The sequence below is a fragment of the Ruegeria sp. N11 genome (assembly GCF_056531525.1).
This window is the reverse complement of sequence record NZ_JBQFLX010000017.1, coordinates 56,784-73,977: the sequence shown is the minus strand read 5'-3', so window position 1 is coordinate 73,977 and position 17,194 is coordinate 56,784. Positions and strand designations below refer to the sequence as shown.

The 17,194-nt window shown below is 59.1% G+C and carries 21 protein-coding genes; 13 read left to right on the top strand and 8 right to left on the bottom strand.

Annotation, left to right across the window (positions count from 1 at the left end):
• The first annotated feature begins 6 nt into the window (after positions 1-6).
• Genes paaA through ACR0J8_RS17710 form a run of 6 tightly spaced genes read left to right on the top strand, consistent with a single transcriptional unit; the run spans position 7 to position 4,398 of the window.
• A complete protein-coding gene (gene paaA / locus ACR0J8_RS17735; protein ID WP_480523625.1) occupies positions 7-999 on the top strand; it encodes a 1,2-phenylacetyl-CoA epoxidase subunit PaaA in 993 nt (330 codons plus the stop codon).
• A gap of 15 nt (positions 1,000-1,014) precedes the next feature.
• Positions 1,015-1,299, top strand: coding sequence for a 1,2-phenylacetyl-CoA epoxidase subunit PaaB (paaB, locus tag ACR0J8_RS17730; protein WP_170616022.1), 285 nt, complete (start codon positions 1,015-1,017; stop codon positions 1,297-1,299).
• Entirely contained in the window at positions 1,299-2,066 is a 768-nt protein-coding gene (gene paaC, locus ACR0J8_RS17725) for a 1,2-phenylacetyl-CoA epoxidase subunit PaaC (RefSeq protein WP_480523623.1), read from the top strand. The genes paaB and paaC overlap by 1 nt, the downstream gene beginning before the upstream one ends.
• 5 nt (positions 2,067-2,071) lie before the next feature.
• Positions 2,072-2,533 (top strand): 1,2-phenylacetyl-CoA epoxidase subunit PaaD, encoded by a 462-nt coding sequence (gene paaD / locus ACR0J8_RS17720; RefSeq protein WP_170616027.1) that lies wholly within the window; start codon positions 2,072-2,074, stop codon positions 2,531-2,533.
• A gap of 11 nt (positions 2,534-2,544) precedes the next feature.
• Positions 2,545-3,621: a 2Fe-2S iron-sulfur cluster-binding protein gene (locus ACR0J8_RS17715; RefSeq protein ID WP_480891439.1), complete on the top strand. Its 1,077-nt coding sequence runs from the start codon at positions 2,545-2,547 to the stop codon at positions 3,619-3,621.
• A gap of 15 nt (positions 3,622-3,636) precedes the next feature.
• The gene (locus ACR0J8_RS17710; protein ID WP_480891436.1) at positions 3,637-4,398 is read left to right on the top strand and encodes a Phenylacetic acid catabolic protein; all 762 of its coding nucleotides are present in this window, start codon (positions 3,637-3,639) and stop codon (positions 4,396-4,398) included.
• Positions 4,399-4,450: 52 nt separating this feature from the next.
• On the opposite strand, the gene ACR0J8_RS17705 is transcribed toward ACR0J8_RS17710, so the two are convergent.
• The 4 genes from ACR0J8_RS17705 to ACR0J8_RS17690 form a co-directional block, all read right to left on the bottom strand.
• Positions 4,451-4,990, bottom strand: coding sequence for a VOC family protein (locus tag ACR0J8_RS17705; protein ID WP_170616033.1), 540 nt, complete (start codon positions 4,988-4,990; stop codon positions 4,451-4,453).
• Positions 4,987-5,193 carry a DUF2783 domain-containing protein gene (locus tag ACR0J8_RS17700; RefSeq protein WP_480523617.1) on the bottom strand — a complete coding sequence of 69 codons (207 nt, stop codon included), beginning with the start codon at positions 5,191-5,193 and terminating at the stop codon, positions 4,987-4,989. The genes ACR0J8_RS17705 and ACR0J8_RS17700 overlap by 4 nt, the downstream gene beginning before the upstream one ends.
• Positions 5,194-5,198: 5 nt before the next feature.
• Complete coding sequence (locus tag ACR0J8_RS17695; RefSeq protein WP_480891433.1) at positions 5,199-6,809, bottom strand: FAD-dependent oxidoreductase; 1,611 nt, start codon at positions 6,807-6,809, stop codon at positions 5,199-5,201.
• Between the two features lie 134 nt (positions 6,810-6,943).
• On the bottom strand, positions 6,944-7,894 hold the full coding sequence (locus ACR0J8_RS17690; RefSeq protein ID WP_480523824.1) for an MBL fold metallo-hydrolase: 951 nt from the start codon (positions 7,892-7,894) through the stop codon (positions 6,944-6,946).
• A gap of 307 nt (positions 7,895-8,201) precedes the next feature.
• Here ACR0J8_RS17690 and ACR0J8_RS17685 point away from each other — a divergent pair, with 307 nt between their 5' ends.
• Positions 8,202-9,002 carry an IclR family transcriptional regulator gene (locus tag ACR0J8_RS17685; protein WP_480891429.1) on the top strand — a complete coding sequence of 267 codons (801 nt, stop codon included), beginning with the start codon at positions 8,202-8,204 and terminating at the stop codon, positions 9,000-9,002.
• Between the two features lie 100 nt (positions 9,003-9,102).
• On the opposite strand, the gene ACR0J8_RS17680 is transcribed toward ACR0J8_RS17685, so the two are convergent.
• Positions 9,103-10,065, bottom strand: a complete 963-nt coding sequence (locus ACR0J8_RS17680; RefSeq protein ID WP_480891427.1) for an L-malyl-CoA/beta-methylmalyl-CoA lyase — start codon at positions 10,063-10,065, stop codon at positions 9,103-9,105.
• A gap of 295 nt (positions 10,066-10,360) precedes the next feature.
• Between ACR0J8_RS17680 and dgcN the strand changes: the two genes are divergently transcribed.
• The 3 genes from dgcN (at position 10,361) to ACR0J8_RS17665 (ending at position 13,275) form a co-directional block, all read left to right on the top strand.
• A complete protein-coding gene (gene dgcN / locus ACR0J8_RS17675) occupies positions 10,361-11,362 on the top strand; it encodes an N-acetyltransferase DgcN (RefSeq protein ID WP_170616045.1) in 1,002 nt (333 codons plus the stop codon).
• A gap of 76 nt (positions 11,363-11,438) precedes the next feature.
• Complete coding sequence (gene dgcA, locus ACR0J8_RS17670) at positions 11,439-12,404, top strand: N-acetyl-D-Glu racemase DgcA (RefSeq protein ID WP_480523610.1); 966 nt, start codon at positions 11,439-11,441, stop codon at positions 12,402-12,404.
• Positions 12,405-12,414: 10 nt separating this feature from the next.
• Positions 12,415-13,275: a D-amino-acid transaminase gene (locus ACR0J8_RS17665; protein WP_170682119.1), complete on the top strand. Its 861-nt coding sequence runs from the start codon at positions 12,415-12,417 to the stop codon at positions 13,273-13,275.
• Between the two features lie 39 nt (positions 13,276-13,314).
• Here the strand turns inward: ACR0J8_RS17665 and ACR0J8_RS17660 are convergent, their stop codons facing one another.
• The 3 genes from ACR0J8_RS17660 to ACR0J8_RS17650 all read right to left on the bottom strand — a co-directional run bounded on the left by ACR0J8_RS17660 (position 13,315) and on the right by ACR0J8_RS17650 (position 14,807).
• The gene (locus tag ACR0J8_RS17660; RefSeq protein WP_480523607.1) at positions 13,315-13,629 is read right to left on the bottom strand and encodes a DUF1244 domain-containing protein; all 315 of its coding nucleotides are present in this window, start codon (positions 13,627-13,629) and stop codon (positions 13,315-13,317) included.
• A 113-nt stretch (positions 13,630-13,742) separates the two neighbouring features.
• Positions 13,743-13,982, bottom strand: a complete 240-nt coding sequence (locus tag ACR0J8_RS17655; RefSeq protein WP_170682117.1) for a DUF6868 family protein — start codon at positions 13,980-13,982, stop codon at positions 13,743-13,745.
• An 87-nt stretch (positions 13,983-14,069) separates the two neighbouring features.
• A complete protein-coding gene (locus tag ACR0J8_RS17650) occupies positions 14,070-14,807 on the bottom strand; it encodes an N-formylglutamate amidohydrolase (protein WP_480523604.1) in 738 nt (245 codons plus the stop codon).
• Between the two features lie 118 nt (positions 14,808-14,925).
• On the opposite strand from ACR0J8_RS17650, the gene pyk reads away from it, so the two are divergent.
• From pyk to rplT, 3 genes are all read left to right on the top strand, one after another.
• Positions 14,926-16,371, top strand: coding sequence for a pyruvate kinase (gene pyk / locus ACR0J8_RS17645; RefSeq protein ID WP_480523602.1), 1,446 nt, complete (start codon positions 14,926-14,928; stop codon positions 16,369-16,371).
• Between the two features lie 182 nt (positions 16,372-16,553).
• Positions 16,554-16,754 (top strand): 50S ribosomal protein L35, encoded by a 201-nt coding sequence (gene rpmI, locus ACR0J8_RS17640; RefSeq protein WP_088632295.1) that lies wholly within the window; start codon positions 16,554-16,556, stop codon positions 16,752-16,754.
• A 14-nt stretch (positions 16,755-16,768) separates the two neighbouring features.
• The gene (gene rplT, locus ACR0J8_RS17635; protein ID WP_152457001.1) at positions 16,769-17,134 is read left to right on the top strand and encodes a 50S ribosomal protein L20; all 366 of its coding nucleotides are present in this window, start codon (positions 16,769-16,771) and stop codon (positions 17,132-17,134) included.
• The last annotated feature ends 60 nt before the right edge of the window (positions 17,135-17,194 follow it).

Below are 17,194 nucleotides of genomic sequence, written 5' to 3'. Positions count from 1 at the left end.
CCCCAGATGTATGCTCAACTTGTGAAAACGGCCGGAACCGGCGTCAAATCCAAAGGCGAGATGACGGATCAGGAGCGTGAGTTCCAGGACAAGATCGACCGGGATATCAAGATCGAACCAAGGGATTGGATGCCGGATGATTACCGCGCGACCCTGATTCGCCAGATCGGACAGCATGCGCATTCAGAAATCGTCGGCCAGCTTCCCGAAGGCAACTGGATCACCCGTGCGCCCACATTGGAACGCAAGGCCATCCTGCTGGCCAAGGTGCAGGATGAGGCCGGGCATGGTCTGTATCTTTACTGTGCGGCGGAAACGCTTGGGGTCAGCCGCGATGAGATCACCGAGATGTTGCTGGACGGGCGCATGAAGTATTCGTCGATCTTCAACTATCCGACCCTGAACTGGGCAGATATCGGTGCCGTCGGCTGGCTGGTGGATGGTGCGGCGATCATGAATCAGGTGCCATTGCAGCGTACATCGTACGGGCCGTACTCGCGCGCGATGATCCGCATTTGCAAAGAAGAGAGCTTTCATCAACGGCAGGGTTATGACGCCATCCGCAAGATGGCCGAGGGCACGCCCGAGCAGAAGAAAATGGCGCAGGACGCGCTGAACCGGCTGTGGTTCCCGTCTTTGATGATGTTCGGCCCCTCCGACAAGGATTCGGTGCACTCGGCGCAGTCGATGGCGTGGAAGATCAAAATCAACACCAATGACGAGCTGCGCCAGAAGTTCGTGGACCAGACGGTGCCACAGATCGAATTCCTTGGCCTCGATTTGCCGGATCCCGGCATCAAATGGAACGAGGAACGCGGCCACTACGACTACACCGACCCGGACTGGTCCGAGTTCTTCAACGTCATCAAGGGCAACGGTCCGTGCAACGTGGACCGGCTGGCTGCGCGCAACAAGGCGTGGGACGACGGCGCGTGGGTGCGCGACGGCTTGCTGGAACATGCCCGCAAGAAAGCCGCCCGCAAGCACGCGGCAGAGTAATCAGGAGGTTCCGCTATGAAAAATGAATGGCCCCTTTGGGAAATCTTCATCCGCGGCCAGCATGGGCTGAGCCACCGGCATGTTGGTTCGCTACATGCACCAGATGCCGAAATGGCGATCAAGAACGCGCGCGATGTCTATACGCGCCGCAACGAAGGCGTGTCGATCTGGGTGGTTGAAGCCCGGCACATCGCGGCCACCGCACCCGGCGAGAAGGGCCCCCTGTTCGAGCCCTCCGAGAGCAAGGTCTACCGCCACCCGACGTTTTACGACATCCCGGACGAAGTGGGGCATATGTGATGGCAGAAGTCGACAAACAGGCCCTGCTGCAATTTCTGCTGCGGATGGGCGACAACACTTTGGTCCTCGGGCACAGGGTGTCCGAATGGTGCGGTCATGCGCCCGTGCTGGAAGAGGACATCGCGCTTGCCAATACGGCGCTGGACCTGATCGGTCAGACGCAGCTCTGGCTGGGTTATGCGGCCGAAATTGAGGGCGAAGGCAAGTCGGCGGACGATCTGGCCTTTCTTCGCGACGGCTGGGATTTTCGCAACGTTCTGCTGGTCGAGATGCCCAATGGCGATTTCGGTCAGACACTGATGCGTCAGTTTCTGTTCGATGCGTGGCATTCCATCATGCTGGGCCGGCTGATCAGATCGTCGGATCGGACTGTGGCCGAGATCGCTGAAAAGGCCAGCAAAGAAGTGGCGTATCACCTGGAAAGATCTGCCGACACGGTTGTCGGTCTGGGAGACGGAACCGAGGAAAGCCATAACCGGATGCAGGCCGCCCTGAACTATCTGTGGCCCTATGTCGGAGAGATGTTCGAAGGCGACGCGGTCGATGAGGCCATGGTTAAGGCCGGTATCTCGAGCGACCCCGGCCAGTTGCGTGAAGAATACGATACGATGGTGGGCCGGGTCCTGTCCGAGGCGACGCTGACCATTCCCGAAAGCCGCTTTGCCCATAAGGGTGGCCGCACCGGCCAGATGCATACTGAACATCTGGGCCATCTGCTGTGCACGATGCAGTGGCTGCCGCGTGCCTATCCCGGTTGCCGGTGGTGACAGTGATGGCGCGGCCCTCCGTCGGTGAAATCTGGCAGTGGCTGGACCATGTGCCCGATCCGGAAATCCCCGTGATCTCTCTGGTGGATCTGGGGATCATCCGCGACGTCGCGTGGGAAGATGATCTTTTGGTTGTCACGGTCACACCAACCTATTCGGGTTGCCCGGCGACCAGCGTCATCAATCTGGATATCCAGACGGCGCTGCGCGAAAAGGGGATCGACCGGCTTGAACTGCGCCGTCAGCTTTCACCTGCATGGACCACCGACTGGTTGTCGGACAAGGGGCGCGTGCGTCTGGAAGAGTTCGGCATCGCACCGCCGCAACCGGCAGGCGGACCCGAACGCTGTCCGCGTTGTGGTGGCAACCATCTCGAAAAACTCAGCCAGTTCGGCTCGACCCCCTGCAAGGCGCAGTGGCGGTGTTGCGACTGCCTGGAACCGTTCGACTATTTCAAGTGCATCTGAGGGAGGAACCCATGGCGCGCTTTCATGATCTTGAAGTCACAGACATCCGCAAAACGATCCGCGACGCGGTGGTCGTGACGCTGAAGCCCGAGAATGGTGCGGCTGCCGAGTTCGAGTTTAAGCAAGGCCAGTACCTGACATTTCGCCGCGACTTTGACGGTGAGGAGCTGCGCCGATCCTATTCGATCTGCGCGGGTAAGGATGACGGTGTCCTGCAGGTCGGCATCAAGCGGGTCGATGGCGGTGCGTTTTCGACCTGGGCCAACGAAGATCTGAAGGTGGGGGACACCATTCAGGTGATGCCGCCGATGGGTGGGTTCTTTACCGAACTGGATGCCGGAAACGAGAAGCAGTATCTGGGTTTCGCGGGCGGGTCCGGCATTACCCCGGTGCTGTCGATCCTGAAAACCACCCTGTCACGCGAACCCAATTCCAGTTTCACGCTTGTTTACGCCAACAAGAGCGTGAACTCGATCATGTTCCGCGAGGAGCTTGAGGACCTTAAGAATAGCTTTATGGGATGTTTCAACGTCATCCATGTGCTCGAAACGGATGCCCAGGAAATCGATCTGTTCACCGGAATGGTGACGGAAGAGAAATGCGCGCAACTATTCAAAACCGGTTGGATCGACATCGAAAATGTCGATACCGCATTCATTTGCGGCCCCGAGCCGATGATGTTGGGCATAGCCCGTGCATTGCGTGATCATGGACTGGATGACGGTCAGATCAAATTCGAACTTTTCGCCAGCGCCCAGCCCGGTCGGTTGAAGCGCAAGGCCAAGGCCAAGGATGCCGCCAGCAGCGCCAATACGGCAAAGGCCTCCATCACGCTGGACGGCGCAACCCAGACCATCGATATGCCCAAGGACACGACGCTGCTGGACGCGGCTTTGCAGAACGCGATGGATGCGCCCTATGCTTGCAAGGCCGGGGTCTGTTCGACCTGCCGCTGCAAAGTGATTGAGGGCGAGGTGGAGATGGTGACCAACCATGCGCTGGAGGATTATGAGGTCGAGAAGGGCTATGTTCTGTCCTGTCAGTCCTTTCCACTGACCGACACTGTCGTCGTCGATTATGATCAATAAAGAAGGGGACCTGTCATGCCGGATGATATGAGCATTGAAAGCTACCTTGCGCAGGGTGGGGTGCTGACAAACCCTTCGAACGTGCCTTCGCGGTATCGCGCCGAACTGATGAAGCTGATGGCGACCTTTGTGGACAGCGAGCTGGCCGGTGCCGCCGGGTTTGCCGAGGTCATTAACACCGGCCCGGGCATCAAGGAACGTATTGCCGCCCCCAAGATCGTGTTGGAGAAAACCGATAACGCCGATCGTGTCCTGACCATCATGGGTGAGTTCGGTGTCAATACGAAACGCTACGCGACGCACCACCCCTGGGCTGCGCGGCTGGACCGTTCAGCCGATATTGGCGCGACCCGCAACGAACATGATATGCGACTTGCCGTCTTCAATTATCCGCTTGAAGGGTGGACGGACGCAGTGGTCATGAACCTGATCATGGGGTGCGCTGTCGGCGTGCAACTGGCCGAATTCAGCAGTGTCTCATATCAACCTCTGGCCGAAGCCTTTCGTGCAATCGCACCGGTTGAGGCGCGCCACGCCGAGTTGGCCGAGGAAGGTGTGGCCAGACTGGCAGAGGATGGTGATACGGCCGCGATTCAGGCGTCGGTCAACTATTGGTGGCCACGCGTCGCCGTTTCCTTCGGGGGGGATGACCCGGCGCGGCTGAAAGATCTTCAGGCGCTGGGGCTGCGCCGCACCGGGAATGCCGAACTGCGCGATCGCTGGATTGTCGCGGCCTCGGCTATTCTTGAGAAATACGGGCTGGAAGTTCCGCGATAGCTAAGAACAAAGGCCGTCTGTTATTCAAAAAACAGACGGCCTTTTTGCCACGTTATTTGTTCAGTTCTTTGGCATGCAGCCAGTCTGCGTGTTTCGGGGCCTTCTTGGTCTTTGACCATTCATCTAGCATCAGCCATTTGACCTCATCCATGCGCTTGAGCATCGCCTCTTCCTCGGGATCGGGGCAGGCCAGTTCGACCCGGTGCCCGTTGGGGTCGAAGAAGTAGATCGAGTGAAAGATGGAGTGGTCGGTGACGCCCAGAACCTCGACACCGTTGGCTTCCAGATGGTCTTTGAACTGCAGCAGCGTCTCGCGGTCTTTCACCTTGAAGGCGATGTGTTGCACCCAGATCGGCGTGTTGGGATCGCGACCCATCTCGGGCTTGGTCGGCAGCTCGAAAAAGGCCAGAACGTTGCCGTCACCCGCATCCAGAAACAGATGCATGTAGGGATCAGGCTCGTGGGTCGATGGTACGTGATCCTCGGCAATGGCCAGGATGAAATCCATGTTCAGCATCTTGCCGTACCATTCGACGGTTTCCTTGGCGTCCTTGCAGCGATAGGCGACGTGGTGGATTTTCTCGATTTTCACGTGTTGTCCTCCTGTTGAAGCGACGCGGCGCGCAAGGCTTGTCGCAGCACAACGTTGTCCCCGATATGGTTGGCCAGGACCAGCACCAGGCGCGCGTTCAGCGCGTCCCCCTGTGCCTTGTCCAGCCCTTCATGTGCATCCAGCAGATCGGCGTAGAACCCATCGGTACTGTCGAAATTTGGCGTGAGGATCAGATCGGCCATGGCGATTACTCCTTACCTGTGGCGCGGCGGACCGCATGCCGGAATGCGTTTTCTTCGTAGGTGTCGCGTCGCGCCGCCACGTGCTGATCTGGCCGGATCAGATAGACCCCCTGCGGCGCATCACCCAGATAGCGGCGCTTCAGGGCCATTGTCCGGTCGTCCTTGATCGACAGGGCCAGGCGCGAAACCGTGATACCGTCCACCTCGATCTCATCCGGGGCATCGGCATCAATGGTCATCAGGGTGAACTTCCCGGCCAGTTTCGGCAGCAGGAAGCCGTCCCCCAATGGCGCATCTGGGCAGGGCGAGCCCGGACGGGTCGAAGCCGGCCCGTTCAGCGCATCCGCCGAATTCAGGGGCGAGCCATCATAGGTGCAGGGAACGCTCAACCGACCGGAGTTCACCATCGGACGGGCGAATTCATAATGTTCGCTCAGATCCAGCACCGCGTCGCGCATGATGCGGGACATCTGGGATTTCGGTGTGATGAAATCCGTGGACCTGGTCGAATTCAGGATATTCTCATCCGCCCCGTGGATACGTTCGATATCATAGCTGTCCAGAAGCGTTTCCGGAGCCAGACCGTCGATCACCAGCTTCAGTTTCCAGCACAGGTTGTCCGTGTCCTGCAGGCCCGAGTTGGCACCGCGCGCGCCAAACGGGCTGACCTGATGCGCGCTGTCGCCGGCAAAGATCACCCGGTCATGGCGGAACTGTTCCATCCTGCGGCACTGGAAGGTGTAGATGCTGACCCACTCCAACTCGAACTCGACATCATCGCCCAGCATAGCCTTGAGACGCGGGATGACGTTTTCGGGGCGCTTCTCGCGCTCTTTGTCGATGTCCCAGCCCAGTTGCAGGTCGATGCGCCAGACGCCGTCCGGTTGTTTGTGCAGCAACGCGGATTGCCCCTTGTTGAAGGGCGGATCGAACCAGAACCAGCGCTCGGACGGGAAGTCGGCCTCCATGATCACGTCGGCAATCAGGAAGTTGTCCTCGAACACACGGCCAACAAAGTCCTTGCCCAACATGGCCCGCATCGGCGATCCGGCCCCGTCGCAGGCGATCACCCAATCCGCTTCGATGGTGTACGAGCCTTCGGGCGTTTCCACGTCAAGCCTGACGTGATCGGGATGGGTGCCGACCGCCTCGACCTTGTTGCGGCCCCGGATCTGGATCGGTGCGCCCTGCGCCTGCATTTCGCGAACCCGCTCGACCAGAAACTGCTCGAAGTAATATTGCTGAAGATTGATGAAAGCCGGGCGCTGATGCCCGTCCTCGGGCAGCAGATCGAAGTTGTAGACCTGCCGGTCATCGAAGAACACCTTGCCCTTGTTCCAGACGACGCCCTTGTCGACCATCGCCTGACCGCATCCCAGCCGGTCGAGGATTTCCAGCGGACGCTTGGCGAAACAGATGGCCCGGCTGCCAAAGCTGACCTTGTCATTGTCATCCAGCACCACAACCTCGACCCCTTGCTGTGCAAGATCGATGGCAGCGGCCAACCCGACCGGGCCCGCGCCGACAACAATGACCTTGTGACGCACCGGTGTCGGCGCGGTCTGATCCGGGCTGGGCTCGTATGCATAAAGAGGGTCTTCGAAAATCTTGTTCACAGGCTCTCTCCCCAGGTGTTGCGCAACAGGGCGCAGAAATTCGAACCCTGGCGCGCAGGCGCCAGAGCGTCAGGTCAATAGTTTCACCGTCTGATTCGGGTCGCCACGATCTGAATCAAACCGGCCCCAGTTCGTCAGCCTTGCAGGGCTTCCCACATTTCAAGATCGCGCTGGGCGGTCCAGATGCGGGGATGGGCGATACCGCGGGCTTCGTCATAGGCGCGGGCGACGTTGAAGGGCAGGCAGTGTTCATAGATCGCGTAATCGGAAAATTTCGGGTCGCATTCGGCGCGCACGGCATCCCATGCCTCTTTCAGCGATCCGCCGCGGGCAGCAATCCTGCGAACAGGCCGGTAGGTGCTGTCTACAAAGTCGCGGGTGTTTTCGATGGCCTTTTCCACCATCTCCTTTCCAACCAGCGCATCGCCGCGCCCCGGTGCGATGGCGTCCACGTCATAGGCCTTGATGTTGTCCAGGGTCTGACCCCAGTCGGCGAAATGCCCGTCGCCGCAATAGCAGGCCGAGTGATATTCGACGATATCGCCGGTAAACATCACGTTGTGATCCGGCACGTGAATGATGGCGTCGCCTGCCGTATGGGCGCGACCGATCTGTTTGATGTCGACGCGGCGTTTGCCCAGGAACACGGTCATGCCGTCCGAGAAGGTCGTTGTCGGGAAGGTCAGGCCCGGAATGCTCTCATGTCCTTCGAACAGGCGCGGAAAACGCTGGAATTCACTGTCCCAATCTTCCTGCCCGCGTTCCAGAACCATGTTGTAGGCTGCGTTCGACATGATCACCTGCCCGGCGTCAAAGGCGCTGGCACCCAGAACGCGCACGGCGTGATAATGTGTCAGCACCACGTGGCTGATCGGCTTGTCAGTAATGGATCGGACACATTCGATAACCTTGTTTGCCAGACGCGGTGTGGCCTGTGCCTCGACGATCATCACGCTGTCATCGCCGACGATGACGCCGGAATTCGGGTCCCCCTCGGCGGTAAAGGCGTACAGCCCGTCGCCGATTTCATCGAAGGTGATTTTCTTTTCGCTCAGATCGCCCTGCGAGGCGAATGCCTTGGCCATTTCCTGTTCCTTTGACGTTCCGTCATCCGCACAGCAATAACCGCAGCGCGGCGGGTGGGTCCCATAAGTTACGATCCGGGCGGTCAGCCTGTGCTGCCTTCGCCCTGACATGCGAATACGCCAACGACGGGTTCTGCCGCCTTGATCTGAGACAGATCGACACGTCCGCTGACGTCTATTTGCTTCTTCTTGCGCTGCGCGTCAATTCAAATATTGAGCCGATGGATCAAATATTGCTTTGACCTTCTGCTCTGTCAAGCTATTCATGCATGGGGTAAGGATCATCAGGTCTGGTTTGCGAGGTGACATGGCGGAAGGCCCATCAACAGTACATAAGGCGCTGTCATTGCTGGAGTTTTTTGATGAAAGACGCCACCGTATCGGCCTGAGCGAGCTTTCGAAATTGTCCGGTTACAACAAGGCGACAACGATGCGGTTTTTAGCCGCGCTGGAATCCAAGGGCTTTGTCGAACAGGACGAGGAAACACGTTTGTTCAATCTGGGCCCCGCGTTTCTGCGGTTTTCCCAATTGCGCGAGGCCAGTTTTCCGCTTGTCGATGCGGTAAAGATCGTGTTGCGGGATCTGAATGCGATCACGGGCGAAACGGCGCATGCGTCGCGCATCGCGGGCCAAACGCTGGCCAATATCGCCACGATCGAAAGCAAAAGCATGAACCGGGTTATCATAGGATCAGGCGAGTCGCTGCCGTTGCACGCGACGGCCTCGGGGCTGGCCTATCTGGCTTTCGCGGCCCCTGCCTTTGTCGAGCCGTTTATTGAAGGGGGCGCCTTGCAGTCGCATACGACGCAAACCCAAACCGATGCGGCTGCAATCCGGCAGCAACTGGATCAGATCCGTCGGACAGGCCTTTCGATTTCAAGCGGCACGTTCGAGGAAGGTGTGATCGGAATAGCGGCCCCGTATTTTGGCCCCAGCAACAAGGTTTGCGGGGCCGTGGCCGTGGCTCTGCCCGCCGTTCGGGCGACCGAGGCGCATCAGAGCATCATCGAGGAAAATGTCAGGAAGGCCGCCAAGCGACTGACATTGTTGCGCGGCGGCCGGTATCCCGAAGCGATAGACAACGGAGCGGTATCCGACAACGGGTAGGCGGGCGCGTGGTCCGAAGGCTTGGCGAGGGTACAAAAAAATGCACCTCCTTTGATGGGAGGCGCATTATCAAAAGACTACATCGAAAAAGAGATGACGTTCAGCCGTTTGCGGCGATCAGTTCGGACTGTGCGACGATGACTTCGGCCTGTTTTATTGAGGCGATGTCGACCAGGCGGCCCTTGTAGACCGTTGCACCTTCACCATTGGCTTTTGCCTGTTCCATCGCCGCCAGAATCTCACGCGCTTCGGACACAGCTTCGTCTGACGGGGTGAACACCTGATTGGCCAGAGCGATCTGCTTGGGGTGGATTGCCCATTTGCCGACCATGCCCAAAGTGGCCGAACGTTTCGCCTGCGCGATATAGCCTTCGTCATCCGAAAAATCGCCGAACGGCCCGTCCACCGGCAGAATCCCATGGGTCCGGCAGGCGGCGACGATGGCGGCTTGTGCCCAGTGCCACGGGTCGGACCAGTGCTTTTCGCCCTCGCGCAGCATGTAGTAGTTTTCCTGCGTTCCGCCGATGCCGGTTGTCTGCATGCCCATCGAGGCTGCAAAATCAGCGGCACCAAGACTCATCGCTTGCAAACGAGGAGAGGACGCGGCAATGGCCTCGACATGCGCGATACCGGCAGCGGATTCGATGATGACTTCGAAACTGATCGGCTTGGTGCGCCCTTTGGCCCGTTCGATGGCGGTGACAAGGGCATCCACGGCATAGACGTCCTCGGCGCAGCCCACTTTGGGGATCATGATCTGATCCAGGCGGTCACCGGCCTGTTCCAGCACATCCACGACATCACGATACCAATAGGGAGTATCCAGCCCGTTGATGCGTAAGGACATGTATTTGGAGCCCCATTCGACGGTGTTCAGCGCCTCGATCACGTTGGCACGGGCTGCATCCTTGTCGGACGGGGCAACCGAGTCCTCAAGATCCAGATTGATGACATCCGCAGACGAAGCGGCCATTTTCGGGAACAGCTTGGTGTTCGATCCCGGCCCGAACAATTGGCAGCGGTTCGGGCGTGCAGGGGCGGCGGGTTGGATGCGAAAGCTCATCGGGACCTCGTGCGAGAAAGGAAATTGCGGTATTCTTGCTCAATGAGGTATTAAATTGCGCGGTCAGGCGCAAGCGCCTTTGTGCAGCTGCGGCAATGCTGTTGCAGCATTCGCCGAAAATCGGTGCGTTGACGGTGACTAAAGTTTAATCAGTTTGAAAACTTGCAAGATTGTCCCGAAATTCTGCGGGTTAATGCAAGATAATCCTATTGCGTGGGGTGCGTCCGGGCGAAAATGCGAAACGCTCGTTTGCTGCGTTCTTTAGCCTGCGCCGGAATCAAAGGAGTGCATGGCGATGATCGAAACACCGTATCTGCTGTTTTTGGGCGATGCGCCCGACCAATTGGCGGCCAAAGTGGCTGTTGGCATCAAGGACTGGCGACCGGAGAATGCCGTGGGCCAGTATCGGATGGAAGGCTGCAAGGCCGATCTGGGTCTGACCGACATGTCTTTGGTCGAAGCGCGTGAGGCTGGTGCCAAGACACTTGTGATCGGGGTCGCAAACCGTGGCGGTGTGATCAGCCAGGAATGGAAAAAAGTTCTGGTCATGGCGTTGGAGGAAGGGTTTGACCTGGCTTCGGGTCTGCACAACCTGTTGCGGGATGAGCCCGATCTGGTTGCCGTGGCAGAAGCCACCGGGCGCACGCTGCATGATGTCCGGGTGCCCGAGGTGGACTACCCGATTGCCAACGGCATCAAGCGCAAGGGCAAGCGCTGCTTGGCCGTGGGGACGGATTGTTCGGTGGGCAAAATGTACACGGCGATGGCGATGGATGCTGAAATGCGCAAGCGCGGCATGAAATCCACCTTCCGCGCAACCGGTCAGACAGGGATCCTCATCACTGGTGACGGTGTGCCGCTGGACGCCGTCATTGCGGATTTCATGGCGGGCTCTGTCGAATGGCTGACACCTGACAATGACGAGGATCACTGGGACCTGATCGAAGGGCAGGGATCCCTGTTCCACGTGTCCTATTCGGGTGTGACCATGGCCTTGATCCACGGCGGCCAGCCTGACGCGCTGATCCTGAGCCATGAACCGACGCGCGAGCATATGCGCGGCTTGCCGACTTACCAGCTGCCGAGTCTGGAAGACCTGCGCGACACGGCGCTGGCACTTGCGAAAGTGGCGAACCCGGACTGTCAGGTTGTAGGCGTATCGGTCAACACTCAGCACATGTCCGAGGAAGATGCGACCGCTTATCTGGCCAGAATCGAAGCCGACATGGGCCTGCCGGCAACGGACCCGTTCCGATTTGGGTCGGGCAAGCTGGTGGACGCGCTGGCTGCGTTGTGATCTGAACGTTTCGCCGGCGGCAGGCGCTGTTCTGCCTCCGGCGGGAGTATTTGGAAAAAGATGAAGGAGCGTGTTCGTGCAGATTGAAGTTTCTCGCGATGTGTTTCGGCTGGCGCAGGTCTTCACCATCTCGCGCGGGTCGCGAACCGAGGCGAGGGTGCTGACCGTTCGGATTTCGGACGGGACGCATCAGGGGTGGGGCGAATGCGTGCCATACGCCCGGTATGGCGAAACGCTGGATTCGGTTGAGGCCGAGATCGCGGGTTTGCCTGCGAATATATCCCGGGAGGCGCTGACTGGTTTGCTGCCCGCTGGTGCCGCGCGGAATGCGGTTGATTGCGCGCTTTGGGACCTGGAGGCAAAACGCGCGGGCAAGCGTGTGTGGGAAATGGCCGGTTTGCCGATTCCGGGACCTGAAATCACGGCATACACGCTGTCGCTGGATACGCCTGAGGCGATGCAAAAGCAGGCGGCCGAAAACGCGAACCGGCCGCTGTTGAAGATCAAGCTGGGAACTCCGGACGACATGCCGCGGCTTGAAGCCGTTCGCGCTGGCGCGCCTGACGCAAAAATCATCGTGGACGCCAATGAAGGGTGGTCCGCTGAGGTATATGCTGATCTTGCCCCGCATCTGGTGCGTCTGGGTGTGGCGCTGGTCGAACAGCCGTTGCCTGCAAGTGATGATGAGGCACTGATCGGGATGGACCGCCCGGTACCTGTGTGTGCTGATGAATCCTGTCATGACCGGGCCAGCCTGCCTGCGCTGAAGGGCAAATATGACGTGGTCAACATCAAGCTCGACAAAACCGGAGGTCTGACAGAGGCGCTGGCGTTGCGCGAACACGCACTGGCCGAAGGTTATCGCGTGATGGTTGGCTGCATGGTCGGCAGTTCGCTGGCGATGGCGCCTGCGACATTGCTGGCGCAGGGAGCGATGGTAACGGACCTTGACGGTCCGCTTCTGTTGGCCGAAGACCGCGACAACCCGCTGATTTTTGATGACGCCGGAGTTCACCCGCCCGTGGCGGCACTTTGGGGCTGAGGAGACATACATGACCCGCACCGTTTACGTGAATGGCGAGTACCTGCCCGAGACCGAGGCCAAGGTATCCATTTTTGACCGAGGCTTTCTGTTTGCAGACGCCGTTTACGAAGTCACCAGCGTTCTGGACGGCAAGCTGATTGATTTCGAAGGTCATGCCGTGCGCCTCAAACGTTCGTTGGACGAGTTGGAGATGGCCGAGCCCTGCACCAAGGAAGAACTGCTTGAGATCCACCGAAAGCTGGTGGAGCTGAATGGCATTGATGAGGGTCTGATTTACCTTCAGGTGAGCCGCGGATCGGACGGCGACCGGGACTTTGTGTTCCCCTCTGCGGATACCAAACCCAGCCTTGTTCTGTTCACTCAGAACAAGCCGGGTCTGGCCGACAGCCCGGCCGCGAAAAAGGGTGCAAAGATCATTTCGATTGAGGATATCCGCTGGGGCCGCCGCGACATCAAGACCGTGCAGTTGCTGTATCCGTCGATGGGCAAGATGATGGCCAAGAAAGCGGGCTGTGACGATGCGTGGCTGGTCGAGGACGGCTACGTGACCGAAGGCACCAGCAACAACGCCTATTTCGTCAGGAACGGCAAGATCGTCACCCGCCCGCTGTCCAACGACATTCTGCACGGCATTACCCGCAAGGCCGTGCTGCGCATGGCGGCAGAAGCGCAGATGGAAATCGAAGAGCGGCTGTTCACCATCGACGAAGCCAAAGAGGCGGATGAGGCTTTCACCACTTCGGCCAGTGCATTTGTCATGCCCGTCGTCGAGATTGACGGTGTGGCGTTGGGCGACGGAACGCCGGGTCCGATTGCCAAGCGTTTGCGCGAGATCTATCTGGACGAAAGCCGCAAGGCTGCGATCTGAAGAAAAGGCCCGCTGCATCGGCGGGCCTTTTTTCAGGCGTCAGCCTTTCTTGGTGACATTTTCTTCGAAGGCGACTTTGAAGGCGGCTTGTTTCTCGGGGCTGGCTTCGGTTTGGTGGTTGGCTTTCCACTCATCCATTGTCATGCCGTAGAATATCTGACGGGCATCGTCCTTACCTATCTCGATGCCTTTTTCATTGGCGGCTTCCTGGTACCAGCGCGACAGGCAGTTGCGGCAGAACCCGGCAAGGTTCATCATGTCGATGTTCTGCACATCGGTGCGGTCTTCCATCAGGTGCTTCTGCAACCGGCGGAAGGCCGCAGCCTGAAGTTCGATTTCGGTTTGCTTGTCCATGAGATGGCTCCGAGTGATTGTCTTGTGTTCCGAGCCTGACCTAACAATCCGGCGGCTTTGTTACAACAAACAGGAAGGGCCTAACGGACCCCTCCCAGCCTTTGAAATCGAATTCATGCCAGTTTCAACGCCAGCCAGGGCATCAGGCAGAATACGATTGTCAGGATCTTGTAGTTGGCGAGATACCTGAAATATGCCCTTTTCACGTCGGCGCGTTCCATCTGGAACATCCGGCCGTGAATCCCCGCGATCCAGTCCTGAAGGACTATGATCATCAATGTGGTAAAGCCCAAAAGGGCGATGTTCAGGACCGTCATCCAGCCGAAGACGGTCGTCAGGATTTCCTGAGTCATGGTCGTCTCCTTTCCCGTAATATATGGGGTTCGAGAGGTGTGCTCACAATGACGTGAGGTCGGGAAACGGCCCGAGGTGACCCAACGTCACAGGTCGCTGTCTTCCAAGGCGCTTTGCAAGATCGGGGCCAGACGTTCGGCCCATTCACGCTGTCCGGCATGGTCTGCGATCAGGTCATTGCGCAGTTCGATCAGCGCGTTCGGGCGACCGAAGTTGGTGCAGTGCTTATTGATCGCATCGCCGGGAAGAACTCCAGTATAGGGTTCGTTAACGCCAACACACAAATCGCGCTCTGCCTCGAGCCGGTTGATCAGCGGACGTGAGAAACGTTCATCCGGCGTGTGCAGGATTCCGATATGCCAGGGGCGCGGTTCGCGGCCCCGCAACTGACGCGTAAACGAATGCATCGACACGATCACCGCGTGCGGCAGGGCCGCCAACTGCGCCAGCGCCTCGTGATAGGGGCGGTAGCACATGTTCAGGCGGCGTTCCTTTTCGGCCGCGTCCGCGTGGCGGTTGCCGGGGATGATCGAACCGTCATAGAGCTTCATCAGAAGCGTCGGGTCGTCCTCGCCGCGGTTCGGGTCGATCACCAGACGTGAGAAATTGGCGGCGATCACCGGAGCGTTGAGAATTTCGCCCAGATGTTTCGACACCTCGTAGGCACCTACGTCATAGGCGATGTGACGTTCCATATCCTCACGCGGCAGGCCAAGGTCTCCGCCGTTGATTTCGGGCGGTACGGTGTTGGTTGCATGGTCGCAGGTGATCAGCCAGCGGGACGGGCGATCCTCGCCGTGAATGAAAAACGGAGTGTACGTCATGAGCCTGTCATCAAGTTTGCCGCAGGTGTAGGGCAGTTGCTTCGGAAAGGGAATTGCGCAATAAGCACATCCAAGCACTGTTTGCGGTAACATTGAGTCATCGAGGAGAGCAAGACCGATGCGACGCCTGAGAAATGTGAAAATCGTGGCGACGCTGGGGCCGGCGTCCAACGACTATGACACCATTCGCGCCCTGCACGAAGCCGGAGCGGATGTCTTCCGCCTGAACATGAGCCACGGCAGCCATGATGAAATCCGCGAACGGCACCGGATCATCCGGCAGGTGGAAAAGGACCTGGAAAGCCCGATCGCGATTCTGGCCGATCTTCAAGGCCCGAAGCTGCGGGTCGGTGTGTTCGGCAATGGCGAAGAGGAATTGCAGGAAGGGGCCGCGTTCCGGTTGGACCTGGATCCGGCGCCTGGTGATGCTGACCGTGTCTGCCTGCCGCATCCCGAGATTTTCGCCGCACTGGAACCGGGTGCGCGCCTGTTGGTCAACGATGGCAAAATTCGTCTGATCGTTGCCGATTGCGGTCAGGATTTCGCCAATTGCACGGTCGAGGTCGGCGGTACGATCTCGAACCGCAAGGGGGTGAACGTGCCGGACGTGGTGCTTCCACTGGCGGCCCTGTCGGCCAAGGACCGTGACGATCTAGAATTTGTCTGCCAACTGGGCGTGGACTGGCTGGCGCTCAGCTTCGTGCAGCGGGCACGGGACGTTTATGAGGCGCGCACGCTGGCCGATGGCCGTGCCGCGATCTTGTCCAAGATCGAAAAGCCCGCCGCTGTCGAGGCATTCGAGGACATTCTCGATGCGTCTGATGGGATCATGGTCGCACGCGGCGATCTGGGCGTTGAATTGCCGGTGTCGGCTGTGCCCCCGATCCAGAAACGACTGGTACGCAGATGCCGGGCCGCGGCCAAGCCGGTGATTGTGGCCACGCAGATGCTGGAAAGCATGATCGAAAGCCCGATGCCGACGCGCGCCGAAGTTTCGGACGTGGCCACGGCGATCTATGAGGGTACCGATGCCATCATGCTCAGCGCGGAATCCGCTGCCGGGGATTACCCTGTCGAGGCGGTTCAGACCATGAACAAGGTTGCCATCGAGGTCGAGGCCGACCCGACCTACACGCAGATCATCGCGGCCTCGCGTTCGGCCAAGGGGACGACGATCGCCGACGGTATCGTCGCCGCCGCCCGCGAGATTGCTGAAAAGACGGATATCAAGGCCATCTGCTGCTTTACCCAAAGCGGCACAACAGCCTTGCTGACCGCTCGTGAGCGCCCCGGTGTTCCGATCATCGCCATGACGCCGGCCCGAGGCACCGCACGGCGCCTGTGCCTGAGCTGGGGCTGCCATTGTGTCATGACGCCCGAGCTTGAGCGGTTCAAAGGTGCTGTGGTCAACGCGGCCCGTGCTGCCCGCGCCGGTGGGTTTGCGTCCGAGTCCGATCAGATCGTGGTTACCGCAGGGGTGCCGTTCAACGTGCCGGGCACCACCAATATTCTGCGCATTGCCCCTTGTGACGAACGGTTGATCTACAACACCGACCCCGGTTGAAGAGATAACGATGCCCCGGCATGTCGCCGGGGTGCCTGAGCCGGGCCGGAAAAGCGAAGATTCTGGTCGAACCCCCCTTGCCAGTATGGCCGAACTTGCGTAAACGGCGCTTCTGATCGCGTGACCGGCCGAGATGGCATGCCGAGTCGCGTTTGAAACCGAACCCGGAAAAGGAGACGGAAATGCCTAAGATGAAGACAAAAGCGAGCGCCAAGAAGCGCTTCAAGGTGACTGCGACCGGTAAGGTCCTTGCTGGCCAGGCCGGCAAACGGCACGGCATGATCAAGCGGACCAAGAAATTCATCCGCGACGCCCGTGGCAACACCACCCTGTCCGCCCCCGACGCCAAGATCGTCAAGGGCTACATGCCCTACGACCGCTAAGAGGAGATTAAGAGATGTCCCGCGTTAAAGGTGGAACCGTAACTCACGCCCGTCACAAGAAGGTTATCAAGGCCGCCAAAGGTTACTATGGCCGCCGCAAGAGCACCTTCAAGGTTGCCCGTCAGGCCGTCGACAAGGCCAACCAGTACGCAACCCGCGACCGCAAGAACCGCAAGCGCAACTTCCGCGCGTTGTGGATCCAGCGTATCAATGCTGCTGTCCGTTCGCATGACGAGGCACTGACATATTCCCGCTTCATCAACGGCCTGAACCTGGCCGGTATCGAAGTGGACCGCAAAGTTCTGGCCGACCTGGCCGTGCACGAACCGGAAGCGTTCGGCGCGATCGTCGCCAAAGCTCAGGCTGCTCTGACTGCCTGATCCTCTTTCAAGAGACAGTGAATAAAGGGCCGTCCCATTGGGGCGGCCTTTTTTCTCGTT